Here is an 18,371-nt window from a genome sequence, read left to right on the forward strand (position 1 = left end):
GTTGTTTGTCTAATAAGCCCCTAGATAAAACTTGGGGCTTATATATTTTTTCATTATTTTATGAAGTCTGGTTATATTTACGTACTAGTACATCCATCCAATCCGAATCTATACAAGATTGGGGTAACTACTCGCACGCCTAAGGTGCGTCTAGCCCAACACAATAGCGATTTCACTAAAGCTGCTGGACGAATTGTTCAGGAAACTGGTCAGGAATGGGAGTTAAAAGAATATCACCCTGTAATTGACCCTTATTGGGCTGAAAAAGTATTTTGGAGTCATATCCCTCAATCGGCCATTCCATACAGAGGTGGCATTGAAGTTGAAATAATGTCTTGGCAGGAAGTATTCGCTGGACTTGCAGCAGCTAAGGGTGCTGGTCTGCGCCCACAATCTGCAGCTACTCCTGTTTATGAAGTTGCTTATAACGTTTCAGTGAGAAAGTATTTGGAGGGGCGTGGCATTACTCTTTTGGGGCAAGTGAAAAGCATTGTTAGCGGCAGAAATGATTTTGAATGCATCAATGGCCATCAATGGCGTACACGACCAAAGCTGGTAATGGATGGTGAGGGATGTCCTGAGTGCGGCATTGGGTCAAGAACTCTTGATGAGATGATGAAAATTACTAACGCAGGCGTCATATGCTTACTAATAAATCCTGGTAGGCCCGGATTTATAAGCGTAGGTGCTAAATGCGGAACATTAGAGCGGATATCAAAAGAATATCCCTGGGGGGGGGTGGGAAATCCACCGATATAGAAAGGTTGAAGAGTTGGCTTTAGCAGAGTCACTTATTTGGGAGCTCTTGGGGAGGCCATTACCTCATAGTCGCGAACCATATGCTAAGGATTTGGTCGAGGCTGAAGAGGCTATGAGATTGCTAATCTATGCCCTAAGAGAGGAGATTGTTTTTGAGGACATGAGAAGTGTGGGTTAGATTTTAATAGGCCATGTTGAGGCAGATTGGAGTGGCGACTCTATTAACTCTTACTTAATTCATCCATGAATTTGCTGCAGAAGATATACAGCTCTAGGCGCCCACGGACACCAAGCTTTTCATAGATAGAGGCTAGGTGATTGCGCAAGGTATGTTCGCTTATATGAAGTCTGTCGGCAATCTCTTTTAGAGTAATTTCACTATTAGAGGCTACCGCTTTCACAACGCTAAATTCTTTATCGGTTAAAGCGTCCAGGGTGGTTTTTTGATTGCTGATATCACGTTGCATGCAGAGCCAATGGGTGATCTCATCATCCTTATCTTGAATAGGGGACATGTTCAAGTCAACCCAGAATTCAGCTTTATTGGCGTCGTAATTAACCATTTCAACCCGCACCGGTTTTTTATTAATCAAGCCTTTATTAATTTTTTCAATAGCTGATTCCTGGGTATTAGGGCCATAAAGAATATCCATGGTTTTGCCAATGGCAAATTCCTTTGAGTAACCAGTTTTACGCTCAAAAATATCATTCACATACACTATGCGGGGGCCGCCAGCAGTCTTTTGTCTGGAGTCAGTAATGATGACGACGTCATCTGCTTGTGAGATACAAGCATCCAGGAGTCTGAGTTGGTTCTGTAATTCGTAGGTTTGAGTAATATCTTGGATGGTGCCAATTAATTTAACAGGCTTATTGCTGACATCAAGCTCCCAATAGCCGGCTGCTATACACCATGCATATTGACCTAGATCGCCCTTGTGAAATTGGCAAATAATTTCAAAAGGTTTCTGATTCTTGCTTGCACCCTGAACACACTGGTTAAAGTGGATTTCAGAATGTGGCGAGAAGAGTTTGCAAAATTCATCATAGCTAGTGCCGTAGTCCGGGGGAATTTGAAATAGAGAATTGAGACTTTCAGAGCGGTCCACCTTTTGACTTGCTTGATTGAGTGTGTAATGCCCGACTTTGGCTATTTCCTGGGCGGTTTGCAGTAAATTCTTGTTCTCAAGCAAGAGCTCTTCTGACTCTTGTCGGTTAATTAAGGTTTCCACCATTTGCTGTACTTCAATATTGTCAAATGGCTTCTTAAGAATTAAGAATCGATCTCTACGCGATAGTTGAGCGCGAATTTCATCCCAAGAGTAGTCTGAGTAGGCTGTGCAAAGGACAATTTGTAGTTGTGGCTGTGCTAGCCATAAGTTTTTGATGGTCTCAAGACCGCCCCAGCCATTAGGCATACGCATATCAACAAATGCAATGATGTATGGCCGACCCTCATTTATGGCCGCTTTTACCTTCTCAACTCCGTCTTGACCGCGCAAAGCAAAGTCAATTTGGTAATCCCCTACATCAACTTTTTTACGAGCATCACCAAAGATGGAGTTGGTTAAATCCGTTAGTTCTTTTGCAGGTGCAGTAGTAGGGCATAGTACTTTGCAAAAGTCCTCGTAAATTGCCGGGTTATCGTCAATAACAAGAATTCTTTTGAGATTATTGGATTTAGGCATTTTTGCTCGTTGTTACCAAGGGCTGTTTTGGTAGTGTCAGTATAAAAGTAGCACCCTTGTCTTTGCCAGCACTAAATGCCTGAAGAGTTCCATGCATCTCATTGGCTGCAATGGCGCTGGCATGCAATCCCAGGCCGTGACCAAAAGGTTTAGTAGTAAATCCGTAGCTAAATAACTTATTTAAGACCTCTGGTTCAATTCCAGTTCCGTTATCTGAAACCTCTATTTGTATGCCATCCTTTTGGTTGTTGAAGCTAGCAATTTTGAGCGTTTTTGGTTCACTTGAACTAGCCATCAGAGACTCTTCCGCATTCATGATGAGATTCAGCAGAATTTGGGTGATTTTGCTGCGATCACCACTCCATTCCAGGCCTGGCTCGTTATTCATGGAGACAACAATTTTTGCGTTCTTAAAATTGGTTACATAAAAGCTCAAGCAATTATTGATGAGGTCGGGAATATTGATAATCTCATCAATGCCCAGCTTGCCGCTTAGGGATTGTTGACGACTAACAATCTCGCGAATATGCGCTACGCTGTCTTGAAGTTGCTTAGTCTCAGTGATGAGAGTAGTGTTTTCTAGTTTCCACTGATCAGATAGCATTTGAATTAATTTGGGAAACTGCTTTCCTTTTTCATCTGAGCTTAAGAAACCCGCTAAATCATGTTCGTGATTTTTCAGCATTTCAGCAATTTTCGGAAGGGTATTGAGGGGCGTGCTTTTTATTTCTGAATTGATGCTAGTTACCGCAACGTTAATACTGTTCAATGCATTTCCAACGTTATGAATAACGCTATTAGCCACTTCAGCCATGCCTGCACGGTGGGATACATCCGCAATGTAGGTGTTTAACCTTGCCAACTCTTCTTGAGCTAACTTTCTATCGGAGACTTCTCTAGAAAGTTCAACCGTACGCTCCTTTACTCGAACCTCTAATCGCTCATGCGCTCTTGTGAGCTCTTTTTGGGCCGCAATGCGCTCTGCTAATTCTGCGCTAGTCTTTTGATTTGCTTTGAGCAGCAAGTGAATGCTCAGCGCTAGAATAATGAGGCTGGCTGCGGCAGATATCCAGATCCAACGTTCATTTTCTCTCCAGCTCTGCATGAAAATATCCTCATTTACCTCAGCTGAAACGATAAAAGGGTAATTGCTGACAACGCGCATGGCAACCATGCGGTTAGTGCCTAAATCATTATTAATAGCGCTAGGTTCGCTGGTTTGCAATACGCCATGGGATAGCTTTAGGTCTTTGACCATTTTGATGGTTTCGCTGTCAGCCTGCTTTTTTCCAACGAGGTTCTCTGCAAAAGGCCAGCGGGTCATGACCATATAGTCATCCCTATACAGGCTGATGCTGGAACCTTTACCTAAGTTATTGCCAATATTTTGGTAAAAGCTTGCGAATACCTCAGATGAAATCCCAATCACAATAAGGCCTAAAAATTCCCCGCTGCGATTGTGAACTTTTCTGGTTAGGTAAAAAATCCAGTCATTATTAGTTCTGTTTTGGATAGGGGCGCTATAAAACGTTCCTTCATTTGTGCTGAGTTGAGCATTTAAAAAATAGTCTCGGTCAGCAATGCTAATCTTAGGTGCCGGAAATGCACGGGTGTAATTTAAAATTTCACCTTTGTTATCAACGTAGGCCGCCACGTTAATAAGTGGGTTTGATTGGGTTTTTTGAACCAGATAGTTGAATTGACTTTCTTTGCTAGCAAAATCCTTAAATTGACGCTCATCATCTACTTTTGCAGCTTTGATTTCTTGGGTAATGCTATCAAGCGCTGTATTTGCCGAGTAGAGTGTTTGACTGACCTGGGCTGAAAGGGTTAGCGTTAAATTGTCTAATTGCCTAGACCACTCTTGACGACTATTCTCGCGCATGGAGAATGCGGAAATAATGGCGGTTGCAATAATGATGATTGCAAGAATTGCGCCAACCCCCAGAATTAAGGGATTCTCGCCGCCTTTAAGTAAGTAAATAAGTCGTTTATTCATTTTCTACAGAAGTGTAGAGGTTTTTGTGGTTGAGAGTAGTATTTTGGCTTATAGTTTCTTCAATACCCAGGATTGCTTCTAAAAGGCTTTATTTTGTTTCTTAAAAATGGATTAATTACTGTCTTCACATTGGGCTTAGCTTCCTTAGCTCAAGCCGATGTTTATCGCTGCTCAACTGATAATGGCTCGGTAACGCTATCCAATGTGGAAAAGGGCTCAAACTGTAAAAAGATGGCTTTGCCCCCACCCGAACCCAAAAAGTCTGGTTCATCAAAGGCTGCTGCTTCAGATGTGGCTTCAGCCCCAAAAGACGTTAAAGCGGTTGATAAGCCAAAAAGTACGTATGACTCAGCGGCTATGGAGCGCAAACGCATTATTCAAGAAGAGATGGATTTGGAGAAAGTGCGCCTGAGCGCAGTTCAGGCTCGAATCAAGGAATTATCTGCGGCCCCCAATAAATCCCCTGATCAACTAAAAGATTTGGTTTCTTTACAACAGAAAGAGAATCTGCATGCTAGTAATTTGCAGATTTTGCAAAAAGAACTCAATAAATAAGCTCAATTAGCTCAAGGGTTTAGAGATAACCCCTTAGTAGATTGCTACTAATTGCAGATCTTTAGTACCTAACTACTATTCTTTAAGTAAGCCCCGCGTTCAAAACTACCTCCATGTTGTACGGAATGTAGTTGATATTTTTTATTTGAACGTTTTCTAGGGGGTTATATGTATTCTAAATCGAAACAATCAGGCTTTACCTTGATTGAATTGCTGGTGGTGATTGCCATCATCGGTATTCTCACGGCCATTGGCATTCCAATGTATTCGGGATATCAGGCGTCGGCAAAAGTGTCTGCAACAAAACAAAATCTGGATTCATTAAAAACGTATATCGCTGGTGAAGTAACCAAGTGTGGCGCAGGTCTTGTTGCAAACTTGCCAACAGTTGGCGGCACTACTGTTGCTTGTGATGGAACTCAGACTGCTGCAAGCTATCAAGCTTACTTTGTAACTTACGCAAATTCTATTTTCAAGAATCCCTACAAGCCTTCTGCTCCAACTGTAGCGTTTGCAACGCCTCCAGTGGTTTCGGCATCAACAGCTGGTCAGTTATATATTGATACCGGCGCTTGCTCTGGCGGCCTTGCAATTTCCTCCGAGTTTGTGGATGACACATTGGGTTCTGTGCCATACCCAAATACAGTTGCTAGCGGTAAGGCTACAGCTGCACCTTCATGCATCTCTATTCAGTAAAGATCGATTAAGCAAATGAGTCTATTTGCTTATCAAGCTTATGATGAATCTTCACAGCCAGCGCGGCCTTACCCTAATGGAGCTAGTGGTAACACTAGCAATCCTTGGGGTGTTGGCTGCCGTTGGCACCCCAGTTTTAATGGGGAATATTAAAGCTGCTAAGAACTCGCAAGCTCAAAATACTTTGAAGTCGATCTATTTAACGCAGAAGAATTTTTATATCGACAACAATTCTTGTTATTACGTCAACTCAGTTGCAGGTGATAACGCCAACTTAATTAATCAATACTTATTCTTTTCTGTATCCCCAGCTAGTGGCCCAATTGAACCCACCTCTGCTGGCAATGAGTTTAGGTATTACATCCTTCTGGATTCAACGGTAGCAGCTAATCCAAGCTGCCCCGCAAATACTGCAAGTGGTTATATCGCTTACGCAGTATCTAAGGATGTCAGCTATTCGATTAACCAAAATAATCTAAAAACTGGATTCTAGGGATAGGGCTATGGAAATCTTTATTGCTAGCATCTGGGGCCTCATTATTGGCAGTTTTTTAAATGTCGTTATTCATAGACTTCCTAAAGCCATCCTAAAAGATCCAAATGCAAATTTAGATTGCTTATTGTGGCCAGCTTCAACAGCTCCATGCTGTGGACATCACTTGTCATGGCTTGAAAATATCCCTGTAATTTCTTGGGTGATCTTGAAGGGGAGGTGCAAGCACTGCAATGCCCCAATTAGCCCAAGATATCTGCTGGTGGAGGTATTGACTAGTGCTTCATTTGCCTGGTCCGCCTGGCAATTTGATTTCAGCTTGATTGCACTGATCTACGCGATATTTTTCTCAATCGCTATATGCCTTCTGTTTATTGATTTGGAGACGTTTCTTTTGCCAGATCGACTCACTCTAGCAATGCTTTGGCTGGGTCTGCTCGGGGCATCTCTAAATTATTTGCCTGTTACCCCTCAAGATGCCATTTTTGGAGCAAGCCTGGGCTATGTATTGCCTTGGTCGATCAATCGATTTTATTTACTCATTCGCAAGCATGACGGATTTGGGGGCGGTGACTTCAAGTTACTAGCCGCCTTAGGCGCATGGACTGGTTGGCTGGATATTGTTCCGGTTCTATGTGGAGCTAGCGTTATTGGTTTATTGGTAATTGGTAGTAGCGCATTCCTAAAGCGTCAAAACCTCTCTATGAAGCATGCGTTTCCTTTTGGACCATTTCTCATCCTATCTGGATTGAGTTTCATTTTGATCAAAATATGAAGAAAATTTTATTTTTCTCCTTTGCCAGTTTGCTCTCTCTTTTTTCGCTGATGATTATTGCGATGAGCGGTAACGATTGCCGGTCAAAAAAGACCTTGGTGCAATTTCATGATGTGAGCGCCATCAGTAGCGCTTGTAAACCTCCTCATTACCAAGAGTTTTGATATGGAAATCATCGATAAAGCTCTTCATTACGTTGCGCACCATAAGCTTTCGGACATTCATTTACATGTTAATGAGCCGGTGGCAATTAGGGTTGATGGTGATATTCAAACTTTTGAAGATGACATCGTTACCCAGTTAGATTTTGATCAATTCATTAAGAATTGGTTAACTCAAGAGCAGCGTATCAAGTTTATGGAGTCATTTGATGCCGACTTGGCAGTTGAATCTGGCGAGTATCGCTTTAGGGTTAACTTATTTAAAACCTCTCGCGGCTTGGCTGCGGTGATGAGAAAAATTGAAACTCAAATTCCAAGTTTTGATTCTTTGGGCCTGCCTGCTGTTGCTAGGGATGTCATTGAGCAAGAGAATGGATTGATTTTGGTTACCGGCCCCACTGGATCTGGTAAGTCAACTACGTTGGCGGCAATGATTGATCGCATCAATCGTCATCGGCCTGGGCACATCATCACCATTGAAGATCCAATTGAATTTGTTCACCAGAACCAAAAAAGCGTTATTTCTCAAAGAGAGGTAGCACGCGATACCTTGTCATTCTCATCGGCTTTACGTGCCTCGTTACGTGAGGATCCCGATGTCATCTTAGTTGGCGAGTTGCGAGACCTAGAAACCATTCAATTGGCTTTAACTGCGGCCGAGACTGGCCATTTGGTTTTTGGAACACTTCATACCAGCGGAGCTCCAAATACTATTAATAGGATTATTGACGTCTTCCCATCACAGCAGCAGGATCAGGTGAGGGCGCAATTATCTCAATCTCTACGTTTGGTAATGACGCAACGTTTATTGAGGCGTAAGGGCGGAGTAGGCCGTGTGGGTGCCTTTGAGGTAATGACATGCAACCCAGCAGTTCGTAACTTGATTCGAGAAAACAAAGTCTTCCAAATACCAAGTGTGATGCAAATGGCGCGTGGTGAAGGAATGATCACCATGGATGCTTCACTGCAACAGCTTGCTCAGACGGGGCAAATAGAATCTATATGAGCCAACAGGGCGTTACTTTTCTTGAGGTTATTGTCGTCATCGCGATCTTGATGATTACCACTTCTATGGTTTCGCCAGCTATTTCCGACTGGCGTCAACGCCGTGCATTAGAGTCCGATTTTCATGCCGTACTTGCCCAGGTTGACTACCTCAAGACTAGAGCGAGAGCGATCAGTGGCACCGCAGCTCTGAGTTGCTCCACTTTAGCAAACGGGGGCAATGCACTTGCCTACAAAATTTCAGGCGCGCCCCAGGCTGATGTGCTGACTTTAGGCTCACTGTTCAATGCCAACATACTGGAAGATCCAGTTCTTCAAGATCCTGGTTTTAATGTCTTGTCAGGTCGCACCAAAATCGTCTCTGAGATATGCAAGGGCAAGGCTGGCATTTTCGTTTCCTCCGGTCAATCTGGGGTTGAAGGCGGCAATGGCGCAATTGATTTAGTAATCGAGCCCATTTCATCTAAATCTCAATACGGCTCCTATCGGGTTTTGGTTAACCAAACAACAGGCTATATCCAGAAATTTAAACGTAATGGATCGGATGTAGAGGTAGAGCTCGAATGACGAGAATGCCAACCATCACCTCACGCCAAAATGCGCAGGAAATCAGTGGATATACATTGGTTGAGGCGCTGGTTGCAATGGCTATTTTTATGATTGGCTTCAGTGGCCTGTACTTTTTCTTTAATTTTTCACACCAGGCTGTTGTTGATACAGAGAAAAGAATGTATCTCAATCTCATGGGTGATCGGATCGTTCAGACGATTGCTTCCGAGGCGCAGAGGAGTCCGGCGGACCCCCTAAATCCTTTTGTTGATCCAACAAGGTATAGCGGTAGTTTGGTTAGCTGCACTATTTACAGCGATGTTCGCAAAGATTGGTGTAACGACTTAAATTCAACCATTGGTTTTTATGACCCAAAAAATACTGCAGATAGGCGTCAAGTTGATCTACAGAAAGACGCTACTGGTTTAACGATTAACGTCACATTAATTAGCGGGAATGGAGCGATCAGCGCATATTTAAGTAGAAAGTTGAGGCAAATATGAGTCTCAACTCTCGTGGCTACACCTTGGTAGAGTTATTGGTTGCGATAGCGGTGACTTCTGTTGTGCTGACTGGAACATATGCTGCCTATACGATTTTTTCACATCAGCAGCAGGTCTTATTGGGCCGTACAGAAGTTGACCGAAGCGCCCTTAGGGCAATAGATCTTATTCAGGCAGATATTCGCATGGCTGGATTTAAGGACTATACCGACACAAATGCCTTGCCTTCAGATCAAGCCATACAGTTAATTAGCGCGACTCCTGGCGACTTACTTTTAGTTTATGACGATCGTGATGCATCAAATAATTTGTATCGCGCATTAGTGCGTTATTACCTAGCGGATGCACCATCCGCTATACCACATAAGCGCTTAATGAGAGAGTGGAGAATCTGTCCACCCCCCTCCAATCCATGTGATTTATCACATTCGCAGCCCGTAACTGGTTCGAGCGTTGGGGAGCCATTATTAGACTGGGTAAGCCAATTTACAGTTATCCCGCTTAATTTGAAGACCACTGGAACAACATTTGTGGGTATCCCACAGTCTATCCAAATTAATTTAGAGGTGACTTCATCTAAAAAGTTAGATGGCGCAACTTTTCCACTTAAGAAAAATTTCACTTTTTTAGCGAGGGCTCGGAATGTTTCCCTGGTCCCCTAATACTCAGTTAATTGCCCGTGAAACGGCAGCCCAACTCCCGGCGCAGTCTGGTATTGCTTTGGTAATTGCGCTCATTGTATTGCTCGTGTTGACTGCAATGGGGGCTGGCATTGCATATGTCACATCAGTGCAGTCTGATTTGGTGGCATCGGTAATTAACAAGCCGCTTTCCATTGATGCTGGAGAGGCCTGTTTTGATAACGCGATTGAGTGGCTCTCAACCTCAGACGGTCGCGGTTGGTTAAATGGAGCCCAACAAAACGAAGTCAAAAAATTAGCCGATAAAGGCGGCCCTTTGTACGGCAAGACCATTTTATTGGATACAGCACCCATCGGCTCAGGTGATTTGCGGGAAATCAAGTTTCAGGAGCGTGTAAAAAGGGCCTCTTATTCAACCTGCGATATTCAGATGATTGATCCGCAAACGGATCTGAATATAGGCAGTGAGATTGGAACCGCAACTGCATATGGAGCCCGTTCTTTCCAGTATGTGGTTTCAATAGCAGCAGTTGGTGTGGTTGGTAATAGTTTCTCCACTTCGAGCAAGTCCGCTATCGAAGTGGTCCTTCAATATATTCCGTAGCAGGGTGCATATGATTCATAACGCATGCCTCCTACAATCTAAAGCCTTTGCTAAGGCGTTAAAAGCTATCACCATAAGCGGTTTACTTTTATTGCCTACGGTTGAGGTGTTAGCGCAATGTGTTCCTGGCAGCTTCGGAATTATTCATAACTCCTTGGCGTCTACCGAGCAAACCATTATGTTGGGTGTTAACCGTGCTGGCAATTTAAATACCAGTGATGGTTGCGGTACCGCCCAGACAAATTCTCAAAACCAATCTAAATTCACTGATGGTAGGACGATGTCTGGTGCAAATTCTGGATCAGTGGGAATTTCTTACTATTGGCAGGGCGCTCAGAAACGTGATCCCAATACCGGTGCATTGGTTGCCGGAAAATATTACCCCCAAGGCTGGTATGACTCTACGAGCCAAGGTAAAAAATGGGAGTCTTGGTCTGCCGGTGCCATGGATAACACCAATCAAGAAGCATGGGCCTCAATAAGTCAGCAAATAGGCCAGGGAAATGCAACTTCTAAAACTACGATGGTTGTAAAGAGTTTTACGGTTGATACAACTAGCGTCCAATCAAAGGTCATTATCAATGACCGCTCTGGTGTGCCAATGCTTGAGGTCTCTCATATATATGGCCCAACCTCAGGTGCAACAAACAAAAGCTTATTTCAAGGCCTTGTAACAATCACGAATATTTCCGGCGGAACGCTGCGCGACGTGCGCTATAGAAGAAGTATGGACTGGGATGTTATTGAGAATATGACAAATGCCTACGTTAATGCTGTGGGTGTCAGGTCCTCTTACCTAGGAACTTATTACCCAAAAATTTGGAGTTATTGCGACAACGGTGGAGAGGACGACATACATGCAAACCCCTTTGCCGCTTGTTCACCCAATGATTCGCGCTCACTCAATAATGATTACACAGGACTTCATGGTCAAACAGGCTCATCATTCGATTTCCAATTCGGTGACCTTGCATGTAATGAGTCAGCTACTTTTTACATTTACTACGGAGCTAGTGATGCGCAGGCAACCTTAACTATGTCAATGGCTGCGGTTGGCGTGACGACTTACTCAATGGGGTATGACCCTCTTTATCCAAGCCTGGTATATGCCTTTGGATTTAAAGGGGTAAGTGGTACCGCTGTAGCTCCAGCATTACCCACAAAGGTTGCTTCGCTTCCCGCAGGAAGCAGTACTGATTCACGTGTATGGCAAACCTATGCATCACCAGTCCTCGGTAATGGAGTTATTTATCAAGCTTTATTTAAATATCAAAAGGATAAGCAGTGGGCTGGTGAAATCATGCGCTATAAGCTCGATGATAGCGGCGCAATTACTGCTGATCCACCAGTTCTGGCCAGTGATAAATTAAAGACGAGGGCAGCCTCTAGTCAATCCGCTGCATTTGGTGGGCGCTCTATTTGGACGGTTGGATACGACCGTGCCTGTATGTCATCTGGATTGACTTATGACCTTAATAATTTCAATCTCGGCAATTCAGATACGTTAATCAGCCTATTGTTTAATTGCCCTTTAAATCCAGATACTAACGCGAATAAGGATTTAATTAATTTTACAAGGGGGCTCAATACAGACTGGGAAGAAAATGCGCCTGTATCTTCTGTGCGATCTTCTGTGCTTGGCGACACCTACCATTCTGAAATGATTTTAGTGGGCGCCCCTAATGCGCTCTCCATTAAAGATGCAGTTAAGTTTGGAAAGTCTGAGGCTTATTACCGCTACAGCAAAGGTTATGACAGTTTTATTGCTAAGTGGAAAGATCGTCGACAACAACTCTATGTTGGTTCAAACGACGGAATGTTGCATGCATTTGATGCAGACCTTAATGAGCAGTGGGCATTTATTCCGCCATCTGTTTTACCTATTCTTCGCAATATGACAGGCACAAAAGGTGTTGGTGCTGCTGGCGGAACTAGCAACAGCATCTTCTCTGTTGATGGCCCTATCTCTGTCAAGGACATTTATTCAGAAGGCGTTTGGAAAACCATACTAATGGGTGGCTTGGGTTGGGGAGGTAATAGTTATTACGCATTGGATATTACGGATCCCGATGCGCCTAAGCATCTATTTACCGTTAACAATGATGTTGCCAATAAAACCATTAACTATTGGAATGCAAGTGGAGAGAAGTCTACATTTGCCTACAACGCAAATTGTAGAAACTTTGACTACTCAAAATTAGGTGGCGCTTGGTCTAGGCCTGTCATTATGTTGATGCCTTATGGCAAAACCCAACGTTGGGTGGCTGCATTTGGCGGCGGTTACTCAGGTGGCGCATCTGTAACTGGTACCGGTTCAACAAGCTCATTCGGTGGCTATGTCTATGTCGTTGATTTAGAACCCAACGCTGGAGTTACAACAGCTAGTTGTGGTGCAACAGGTAATGGAATAGTGGCGTCAACTGGTGGCCACGTCATCATCAATACACCATTGCTAAACGACACAAACTCAAATATTCCCAATGGCGTAACTGCCCATTTAACGGTGGTGAATGGAGATGGAACAGCTCTTGCCAATTACTACGGCGGCCTCGCTTACTTTACTGATTTGCAGGGTCAACTGTGGAAATTTAACTTAAGTCAAGATGACCTATCAGATGCGGGCGCCGTTAATTTATTTACTTTGTATAAATCATTTCGCAGCGAGGCTACTCTAGCCAACGATCGAATGGGCTTTAACCAGCTAGGCACAACCATTGTTGAGGATAAAACTACTGCTGGTATTACCAAATACCCGCTATTTAATTACTTTGGAACAGGTGATCAGGTTCGGATACAGCGTCGCGCCTCCACCATCAATAACAGAATCTATGGAGTAATTGACTCCACCTTTCCAAAAAGTACTTTAGACCTATCGAACCAGACGGTTGTAGCCCCATCTCCAGGCTTTACTGATATTAAAAGCGGATCAACTTGCGCAGCAAATCAATCCTGGTATGCGGATGTTTGGGCCAGAACCAACCAAACCGCTGCCAATGATTATCAAAAGATTATTGGTAGAGCTGCCGTGTACAACCGAAATGTTTACTTTTCGGCATATCAGCCTGAGGCAAAAGACTGTCCTTTATATGGCAAAAGTCGAATTATTGAAATTTCAGAATCATGCGCTGGTTCTGGAATCAGCGGAGAGACGGGCCCCGGTCTAGCGACAGCACCTACAGTCGATGGTAAAGGGAATATTTATGTGGGCATGAGCAATATGCCATTCAATTCAACTCTACCAAGCGGTCGAGACAATATCGCCAAATTGACCTCCAGCAAAGCATCACCCACTGGAAAAGTTCAATACAAATCCTGGAGAGAGAAGCGTGTTTATTAAATCCATTAACTCCCCACATCCAAAGAGCTTCTGAAAATGAATAATCCCTTTCAGCCCATATTAAAGGCATTAATTGATGCCTTAAGTAAATACTCCATCAAGCAAGAAGAGGTGGTGGGTGTCGACATTACCCCAAATTACATTCGTGTAGCCCAGTTAACTGAGAATGCAGATGGATGGTTGTTGGAAAAGCTTGGATATAAGCAGGTATCAGACAAGGCATCCTTGCTTGATATACGTGATTCGCAGGATGATTATGTTCAAAAGCTGAGAGAGCTTATTTCGAGTGCCAATTTAGAGACTGCAAATGCGGCAATTTCTATTCCAATCACAAGCGCGATTGTTCGTACTGTCACCATGCCATTAATGAGTGATGAAGAGATAGAAAGCGCAATTCAATACGATTCACTTTGGAACAATATCCTTCAGCTTGAAGAGAAGTTGGATGAGTACTCCATTTTTTGGCAGGTAATTCGTCGTAATACGGCAGAAAATACGATGGAGTTGCTATTTGTCGCATCTAAGCTCTCCGAGATCAATCAATATGTGCAGATAGCTACCAAGGCCGGCCTTAATCCGGTGGTAGTTGATGTGCGCTGTTTTGCAATTCGCAATGCCTTAAAGGCGCATAAGTTAAATGCGCACGGGACAACTGCATTAATAGAGTTTGGCCCTAATGAGAATTACGTACTCATTGTTACCAATGACACACCATTTATCTATGATGTCTATATTTCTGAATCTGATCGCGCATTAATTGAGGCGGGTGAGTTAGAGGGCGAGCAGGGCGACCGTTTGTACGATCGCTTTGCAGGGCAAATACTTCAGGCGTTTAGAGCATACGAGATTAAGTTGGGCAAAAACTTAATTGATCAAGTTCTGCTTGTATCGCCAATGCAAAATAAGACCGAATTGCTCAGTCAAATGCGTAAGGCCTTAGATGGATATCAAATTGACCTTTTTGACCCACTAAATGATCTTCAGATTCCCAGCAATTTAGATGAGGTGATTGAGTCTGAAGCGAATGCATCGGTATTTACATCTGCAATTGGGTTGGCTGTTCGTAAGGTTGATATTTTTGGTTACTACAAATATGTAACTGGCGTAAATAATGTCAATCTTTTGCCTAACCGCGACGTAGTACGGCAAATTGAACGCAAAAAGATCTTATCGAAGGTTGGTATTTTTGCCTCAGCCCTTGTCGTTTTATTGTTTGTAATAGGAACCTTGCTATACCAATACTTTTTCAATAATTCTCTGAGCGGTCAATACCAAACAGCAGTATTAATTGAGAAACAAATTGATGCTAAAGAGGCCTCTATTAGTGCGTTGAAGGCCCAAAGGTCTAAATATGCTCAGATGCTGGATGCTAGTAAGGAATTTAAATCCAATCAAGTTTCTAACTATCAACTTTTAAGCGCTGTAAATCAAGTTGTGCCTGGAGGCATTTGGTTTACTACTATCAACTTCGACAGTCCAAACAGTCTCATTATTAAGGGTGAAGCTTCAAATGATCAGGCTATTGGGGTCTTTATAGATAGGTTACAAGGCCTGCCTATGATCGAACGTGCATCTTTGCAGAACATGACGATGAATGCTGCGCCAATTCAGCGTAAAGGCGGAGGCGCTAAGCAATTTGAAGTGCGATGCATTGTCACCAACGGAATGGCCCCAGCAAATCCGAGTCAATCCACACGGCCGGTTGCCGCCCCCATCAATCCAAGGCCTTCTGGGCCAGCAGTTTTTATCTAAGGCTTGATATGTTAAATATGAGTGATATCAAAAGTATAGGTCTTGGCGATCTATTGAAGTCTCTAGTTTCCAGGCGCACAGGTTTGGTAAAGGGGCCATACGCAAAAGTAATCCTATGGGGTCTATTAGGTTTTTTGCTATTTTTTGCCTATGTTTACTTCATATTTTGGCCAAATCTTGAACAGCGCCAGGAAATGCAGCGCAAAGTTGATGCTATTCCGGAGATGGAGACTAAGCTTAAGCAATTAGATTTTCTTAATTTAAAGGCAGAGGATGACCTCCATCAGGCTGAAAAAAGCTATGCTGAATTAAATCAGTTATTTAGCGTTGAATCAGAGTTGGAGGAGTTATATCAGCGTCTTAGCATGATGGCCTCTTCGCAAGGAATGGTCATCAGCTCATTAACTAAAGATGGTGAAGAAGCCATATACCCAGGCGCTAAACAAGCCCCGCAGGGTCAATCCAATGCCACATCGGTTCCGGTTGATCCTAACGCAAAAAATACGAATCAGGGGGCCCCCTTGTTCTATCGCATCAAGCTCAAGATTGAGTTGAACGGTCAATACGGTCGTTATATGCGTTATCGCAAATTACTTTCTGAGTTTGACAAGAGTATCAACATCGATAAAGAGCAGATATCACTAGTGCCAGGAGATAGCAGAGGATTGGTTGTTGTCAAATCTCAGCTTTCAACATATCGCTTGCCAAATAAGCTCAATACAAAGACAACACCCCCAGCATCTACATCTTCAACAGATTTACCAGTACTGCGCCCTGCAAATTTTGATTCTGATATGGGTATGCGCATCATTAGGGTTGCTGGGTCTACCTCAGCGGACCCGTTATCCAGCCCTGCAAACGCAGGGAACATAACAGCACCCATCGCGCGCAATCGTCAGACTCAGATTTTGGCTGGTAATGCTGCGTCACCTGTAGAAGAGTTTGTAAGCGGCAATTCTGTGATTGTTGATGGCCGTGGGGGAAGCGCTCAAGAGCGGGATCCTTTTGCAAGAACTTCCAATGGAATGATTGAAGGAGGTAGGGATCCGCGCGTTTCGCCCTTAGTGATGGCCAACCCGCAGGCTTATGTAATTACAGGTGTCATTGTTTCAAATTCGGTTAAGGCCGCAATGGTTCGTACTGACTTCCGTGAAAACTACGTTGTCAAAGTGGGTGATCGTCTGGGCAATCAAGGTGGCGTGATTACTGATATTGATCTTGACGGCATTGTGCTCAAACAGGCCAATGGAAAAATTCGAATTTATGTCCAATCTCAGTCTGGTCAGTCGGTATCTGGCTCAAATTCTGGAGCTGTGAGGTAATTATGTATAAAAAATGGCTGTTATTTCTTCCTTTGGCGGCGTTGTTGAGTGCCTGCCAGACTATTAGTCAATTGCCTCCGCAATCGGAAGCGCAAATGCGCCAACAAATGGGCTTAGATCCAGCACAAATCATGACGGATTTAGCTCCCAAAACCGAGCAAACTTTAGCGCTGGGACCAAAAATTGATCGCAAACCTACTGAGCAGCTAGATCAAATACGTCGTAATTTTATTAATGAATCACAGCGTTCAGAGGATGGCCAATGGAAATCTTTCAATGTAAATCTCAATTTTGTTGATGTAGATATTCGTGAGCTAGCTCAAGCAATGACACAAATTTCTGGTGTCAATATTTTGGTCGGTGATGAGGTGGATGGAACAGTCACAGTCAAAATTAATAACGTACCCTGGGATAAGGCTCTGGATAACATCCTAAGGATTAAGGGGCTTTCAAAAAGTGTTGACCCTGGATCAAACATCATTCGTATTCAAAAACCTGAAACTGTCTTGGCCAGAGATGAGTTTGAGCGCAAGCGTTTAGAAGAGGTGAGTCGGCAAATTGCTGCTAAGCGTATTGTAAGTACTCAAGTAACAGAGATATTTCGTTTGTATTACACCAAGCCAGCGATTGTGAAAAAGCAATTAGAGGCAATTTTCGGCGGAAATACTGGCGTAGCAGGAGGTGCTGGAGCTAGGCCGCCAGGAGGCATCATTGAAATTACAACAGATGATCGAATTAACTCCATTATCGTGAAGGGGACCCAAGGCGAAATGGAGTTGGCTGCTAAGTTGATCTCTAAACTGGATATACGTACTCAAGAGGTCTTGATTGAGGCGTTTATTGTCGAAGCTTCTGATGACTGGCAGTTTGAATTAGGCTCACGTTTTGGTTATAAAAATACCGCAGGTAATGGCACCTCAACCAATCCAACAAGCGCTGTGGGCGGTATTGCAGGGGATGCTGCAAGTGGCAATATCTTTACTCGTCCTGTAGCAGGTGCGCCGTTTGGTTTAGGTTATTTGTTTCAGACAACAGCTTCTCAGCTAAAGGTTGAGCTCACTGCTTTGGAGAAGTTGAGCCTTGTCAAAATTGTTTCTAATCCTCATGTATTCACAATGGATAACGAGGAGGCTGTCGTTATTGATGGCGTACAAATCCCTTATCCAGTTCCTGGTGTGGGTACAAATCAAATTACCTATGAGTTTAAAGATGCAGCTCTTAAGCTAACAGCTACCCCAAGTATTGTCGGTGATGGCAATCTTTTCTTAAACATGATTGTTAATAAAGATTCGCCTAATTATTCGACTAATCCACCCTCTATCAATAAGCGAGAGGTCCGCAGCAAACTCTTGATTCAAGATGGAACTATTGCGGTGATTGGTGGTATCTACGACCAAACCAAGGAAAACACGGTAGAAAAAGTTCCCCTGTTGGGGGATATCCCATTGTTGGGTTCTTTATTCAGCTATACCAAAAAAGCAGATAAAAAGACTCAATTGCTTGTATTTATTGCCCCAAAAATTCTGAACTAA

General features: G+C 43.4%; 16 protein-coding genes. 14 read left to right on the plus strand and 2 right to left on the minus strand.

All coding sequences use genetic code 11. The annotated features are described in order from the left end of the window. The first annotated feature begins 60 nt into the window (after window positions 1–60). Complete coding sequence (locus tag C2745_RS04520; RefSeq protein ID WP_215385389.1) at window positions 61–759, plus strand: GIY-YIG nuclease family protein; 699 nt, start codon at window positions 61–63, stop codon at window positions 757–759. A gap of 221 nt (window positions 760–980) precedes the next feature. Here the strand turns inward: C2745_RS04520 and C2745_RS09670 are convergent, their stop codons facing one another. Together C2745_RS09670 and C2745_RS04530 are read right to left on the minus strand one after the other, a co-directional pair. Next, window positions 981–2,447, minus strand: coding sequence for a PAS domain-containing protein (locus tag C2745_RS09670; RefSeq protein ID WP_251368406.1), 1,467 nt, complete (start codon window positions 2,445–2,447; stop codon window positions 981–983). Next, window positions 2,440–4,446, minus strand: a complete 2,007-nt coding sequence (locus tag C2745_RS04530) for an ATP-binding protein (protein WP_215385391.1) — start codon at window positions 4,444–4,446, stop codon at window positions 2,440–2,442. The genes C2745_RS09670 and C2745_RS04530 overlap by 8 nt, the downstream gene beginning before the upstream one ends. 93 nt (window positions 4,447–4,539) lie before the next feature. Here C2745_RS04530 and C2745_RS04535 point away from each other — a divergent pair, with 93 nt between their 5' ends. The 13 genes from C2745_RS04535 (at window position 4,540) to pilQ (ending at window position 18,371) form a co-directional block, all read left to right on the plus strand. After that, window positions 4,540–5,001, plus strand: coding sequence for a DUF4124 domain-containing protein (locus tag C2745_RS04535; RefSeq protein ID WP_215385393.1), 462 nt, complete (start codon window positions 4,540–4,542; stop codon window positions 4,999–5,001). Window positions 5,002–5,169: 168 nt separating this feature from the next. Then, complete coding sequence (locus C2745_RS04540; protein WP_215385395.1) at window positions 5,170–5,697, plus strand: prepilin-type N-terminal cleavage/methylation domain-containing protein; 528 nt, start codon at window positions 5,170–5,172, stop codon at window positions 5,695–5,697. Between the two features lie 40 nt (window positions 5,698–5,737). Further along, window positions 5,738–6,190, plus strand: a complete 453-nt coding sequence (locus C2745_RS04545) for a type II secretion system protein (protein WP_215385397.1) — start codon at window positions 5,738–5,740, stop codon at window positions 6,188–6,190. 10 nt (window positions 6,191–6,200) lie between these two features. After that, window positions 6,201–6,965 (plus strand): A24 family peptidase, encoded by a 765-nt coding sequence (locus C2745_RS04550; RefSeq protein WP_215385399.1) that lies wholly within the window; start codon window positions 6,201–6,203, stop codon window positions 6,963–6,965. A gap of 165 nt (window positions 6,966–7,130) precedes the next feature. Further along, window positions 7,131–8,132 carry a type IV pilus twitching motility protein PilT gene (locus tag C2745_RS04555; protein WP_215385401.1) on the plus strand — a complete coding sequence of 334 codons (1,002 nt, stop codon included), beginning with the start codon at window positions 7,131–7,133 and terminating at the stop codon, window positions 8,130–8,132. Then, window positions 8,129–8,698 (plus strand): Tfp pilus assembly protein FimT/FimU, encoded by a 570-nt coding sequence (locus C2745_RS04560; RefSeq protein WP_215385403.1) that lies wholly within the window; start codon window positions 8,129–8,131, stop codon window positions 8,696–8,698. The genes C2745_RS04555 and C2745_RS04560 overlap by 4 nt, the downstream gene beginning before the upstream one ends. Then, window positions 8,695–9,183: a type II secretion system protein gene (locus tag C2745_RS04565; RefSeq protein ID WP_215385404.1), complete on the plus strand. Its 489-nt coding sequence runs from the start codon at window positions 8,695–8,697 to the stop codon at window positions 9,181–9,183. Before C2745_RS04560 ends, C2745_RS04565 begins: the two co-directional genes overlap by 4 nt. After that, on the plus strand, window positions 9,180–9,845 hold the full coding sequence (locus tag C2745_RS04570) for a PilW family protein (protein WP_215385406.1): 666 nt from the start codon (window positions 9,180–9,182) through the stop codon (window positions 9,843–9,845). Before C2745_RS04565 ends, C2745_RS04570 begins: the two co-directional genes overlap by 4 nt. Then, window positions 9,826–10,428 carry a hypothetical protein gene (locus tag C2745_RS04575; RefSeq protein WP_215385408.1) on the plus strand — a complete coding sequence of 201 codons (603 nt, stop codon included), beginning with the start codon at window positions 9,826–9,828 and terminating at the stop codon, window positions 10,426–10,428. The genes C2745_RS04570 and C2745_RS04575 overlap by 20 nt, the downstream gene beginning before the upstream one ends. A gap of 10 nt (window positions 10,429–10,438) precedes the next feature. Then, window positions 10,439–13,765 (plus strand): pilus assembly protein, encoded by a 3,327-nt coding sequence (locus tag C2745_RS04580; protein WP_215385409.1) that lies wholly within the window; start codon window positions 10,439–10,441, stop codon window positions 13,763–13,765. 36 nt (window positions 13,766–13,801) lie between these two features. Next, the gene (gene pilM, locus C2745_RS04585) at window positions 13,802–15,517 is read left to right on the plus strand and encodes a pilus assembly protein PilM (RefSeq protein WP_215385411.1); all 1,716 of its coding nucleotides are present in this window, start codon (window positions 13,802–13,804) and stop codon (window positions 15,515–15,517) included. Between the two features lie 17 nt (window positions 15,518–15,534). Then, window positions 15,535–16,839 carry a hypothetical protein gene (locus tag C2745_RS04590; RefSeq protein WP_215385413.1) on the plus strand — a complete coding sequence of 435 codons (1,305 nt, stop codon included), beginning with the start codon at window positions 15,535–15,537 and terminating at the stop codon, window positions 16,837–16,839. Between the two features lie 2 nt (window positions 16,840–16,841). After that, complete coding sequence (gene pilQ, locus C2745_RS04595) at window positions 16,842–18,371, plus strand: type IV pilus secretin PilQ (protein ID WP_215385414.1); 1,530 nt, start codon at window positions 16,842–16,844, stop codon at window positions 18,369–18,371.

Origin of the sequence: Polynucleobacter sp. AP-Kolm-20A-A1, assembly GCF_018688315.1 — a bacterium.
Taxonomy (GTDB): domain Bacteria; phylum Pseudomonadota; class Gammaproteobacteria; order Burkholderiales; family Burkholderiaceae; genus Polynucleobacter.

Bases quoted from the DNA above. Each gene is read 5' to 3' on its own strand.
- pilQ (WP_215385414.1), top strand. From the start codon at position 16,842: ATGTATAAAAAATGGCTGTTATTTCTTCCTTTGGCGGCGTTGTTGAGT.
- C2745_RS04565 (WP_215385404.1), top strand. From the start codon at position 8,695: ATGACGAGAATGCCAACCATCACCTCACGCCAAAATGCGCAGGAAATC.
- C2745_RS09670 (WP_251368406.1), bottom strand. From the start codon at position 2,447: ATGCCTAAATCCAATAATCTCAAAAGAATTCTTGTTATTGACGATAAC.
- C2745_RS04555 (WP_215385401.1), top strand. From the start codon at position 7,131: ATGGAAATCATCGATAAAGCTCTTCATTACGTTGCGCACCATAAGCTT.
- C2745_RS04590 (WP_215385413.1), top strand. From the start codon at position 15,535: ATGAGTGATATCAAAAGTATAGGTCTTGGCGATCTATTGAAGTCTCTA.
- C2745_RS04570 (WP_215385406.1), top strand. From the start codon at position 9,180: ATGAGTCTCAACTCTCGTGGCTACACCTTGGTAGAGTTATTGGTTGCG.
- C2745_RS04520 (WP_215385389.1), top strand. From the start codon at position 61: ATGAAGTCTGGTTATATTTACGTACTAGTACATCCATCCAATCCGAAT.
- C2745_RS04550 (WP_215385399.1), top strand. From the start codon at position 6,201: ATGGAAATCTTTATTGCTAGCATCTGGGGCCTCATTATTGGCAGTTTT.
- C2745_RS04580 (WP_215385409.1), top strand. From the start codon at position 10,439: ATGATTCATAACGCATGCCTCCTACAATCTAAAGCCTTTGCTAAGGCG.
- C2745_RS04545 (WP_215385397.1), top strand. From the start codon at position 5,738: ATGATGAATCTTCACAGCCAGCGCGGCCTTACCCTAATGGAGCTAGTG.
- C2745_RS04560 (WP_215385403.1), top strand. From the start codon at position 8,129: ATGAGCCAACAGGGCGTTACTTTTCTTGAGGTTATTGTCGTCATCGCG.
- C2745_RS04540 (WP_215385395.1), top strand. From the start codon at position 5,170: ATGTATTCTAAATCGAAACAATCAGGCTTTACCTTGATTGAATTGCTG.
- C2745_RS04530 (WP_215385391.1), bottom strand. From the start codon at position 4,446: ATGAATAAACGACTTATTTACTTACTTAAAGGCGGCGAGAATCCCTTA.
- C2745_RS04575 (WP_215385408.1), top strand. From the start codon at position 9,826: ATGTTTCCCTGGTCCCCTAATACTCAGTTAATTGCCCGTGAAACGGCA.
- pilM (WP_215385411.1), top strand. From the start codon at position 13,802: ATGAATAATCCCTTTCAGCCCATATTAAAGGCATTAATTGATGCCTTA.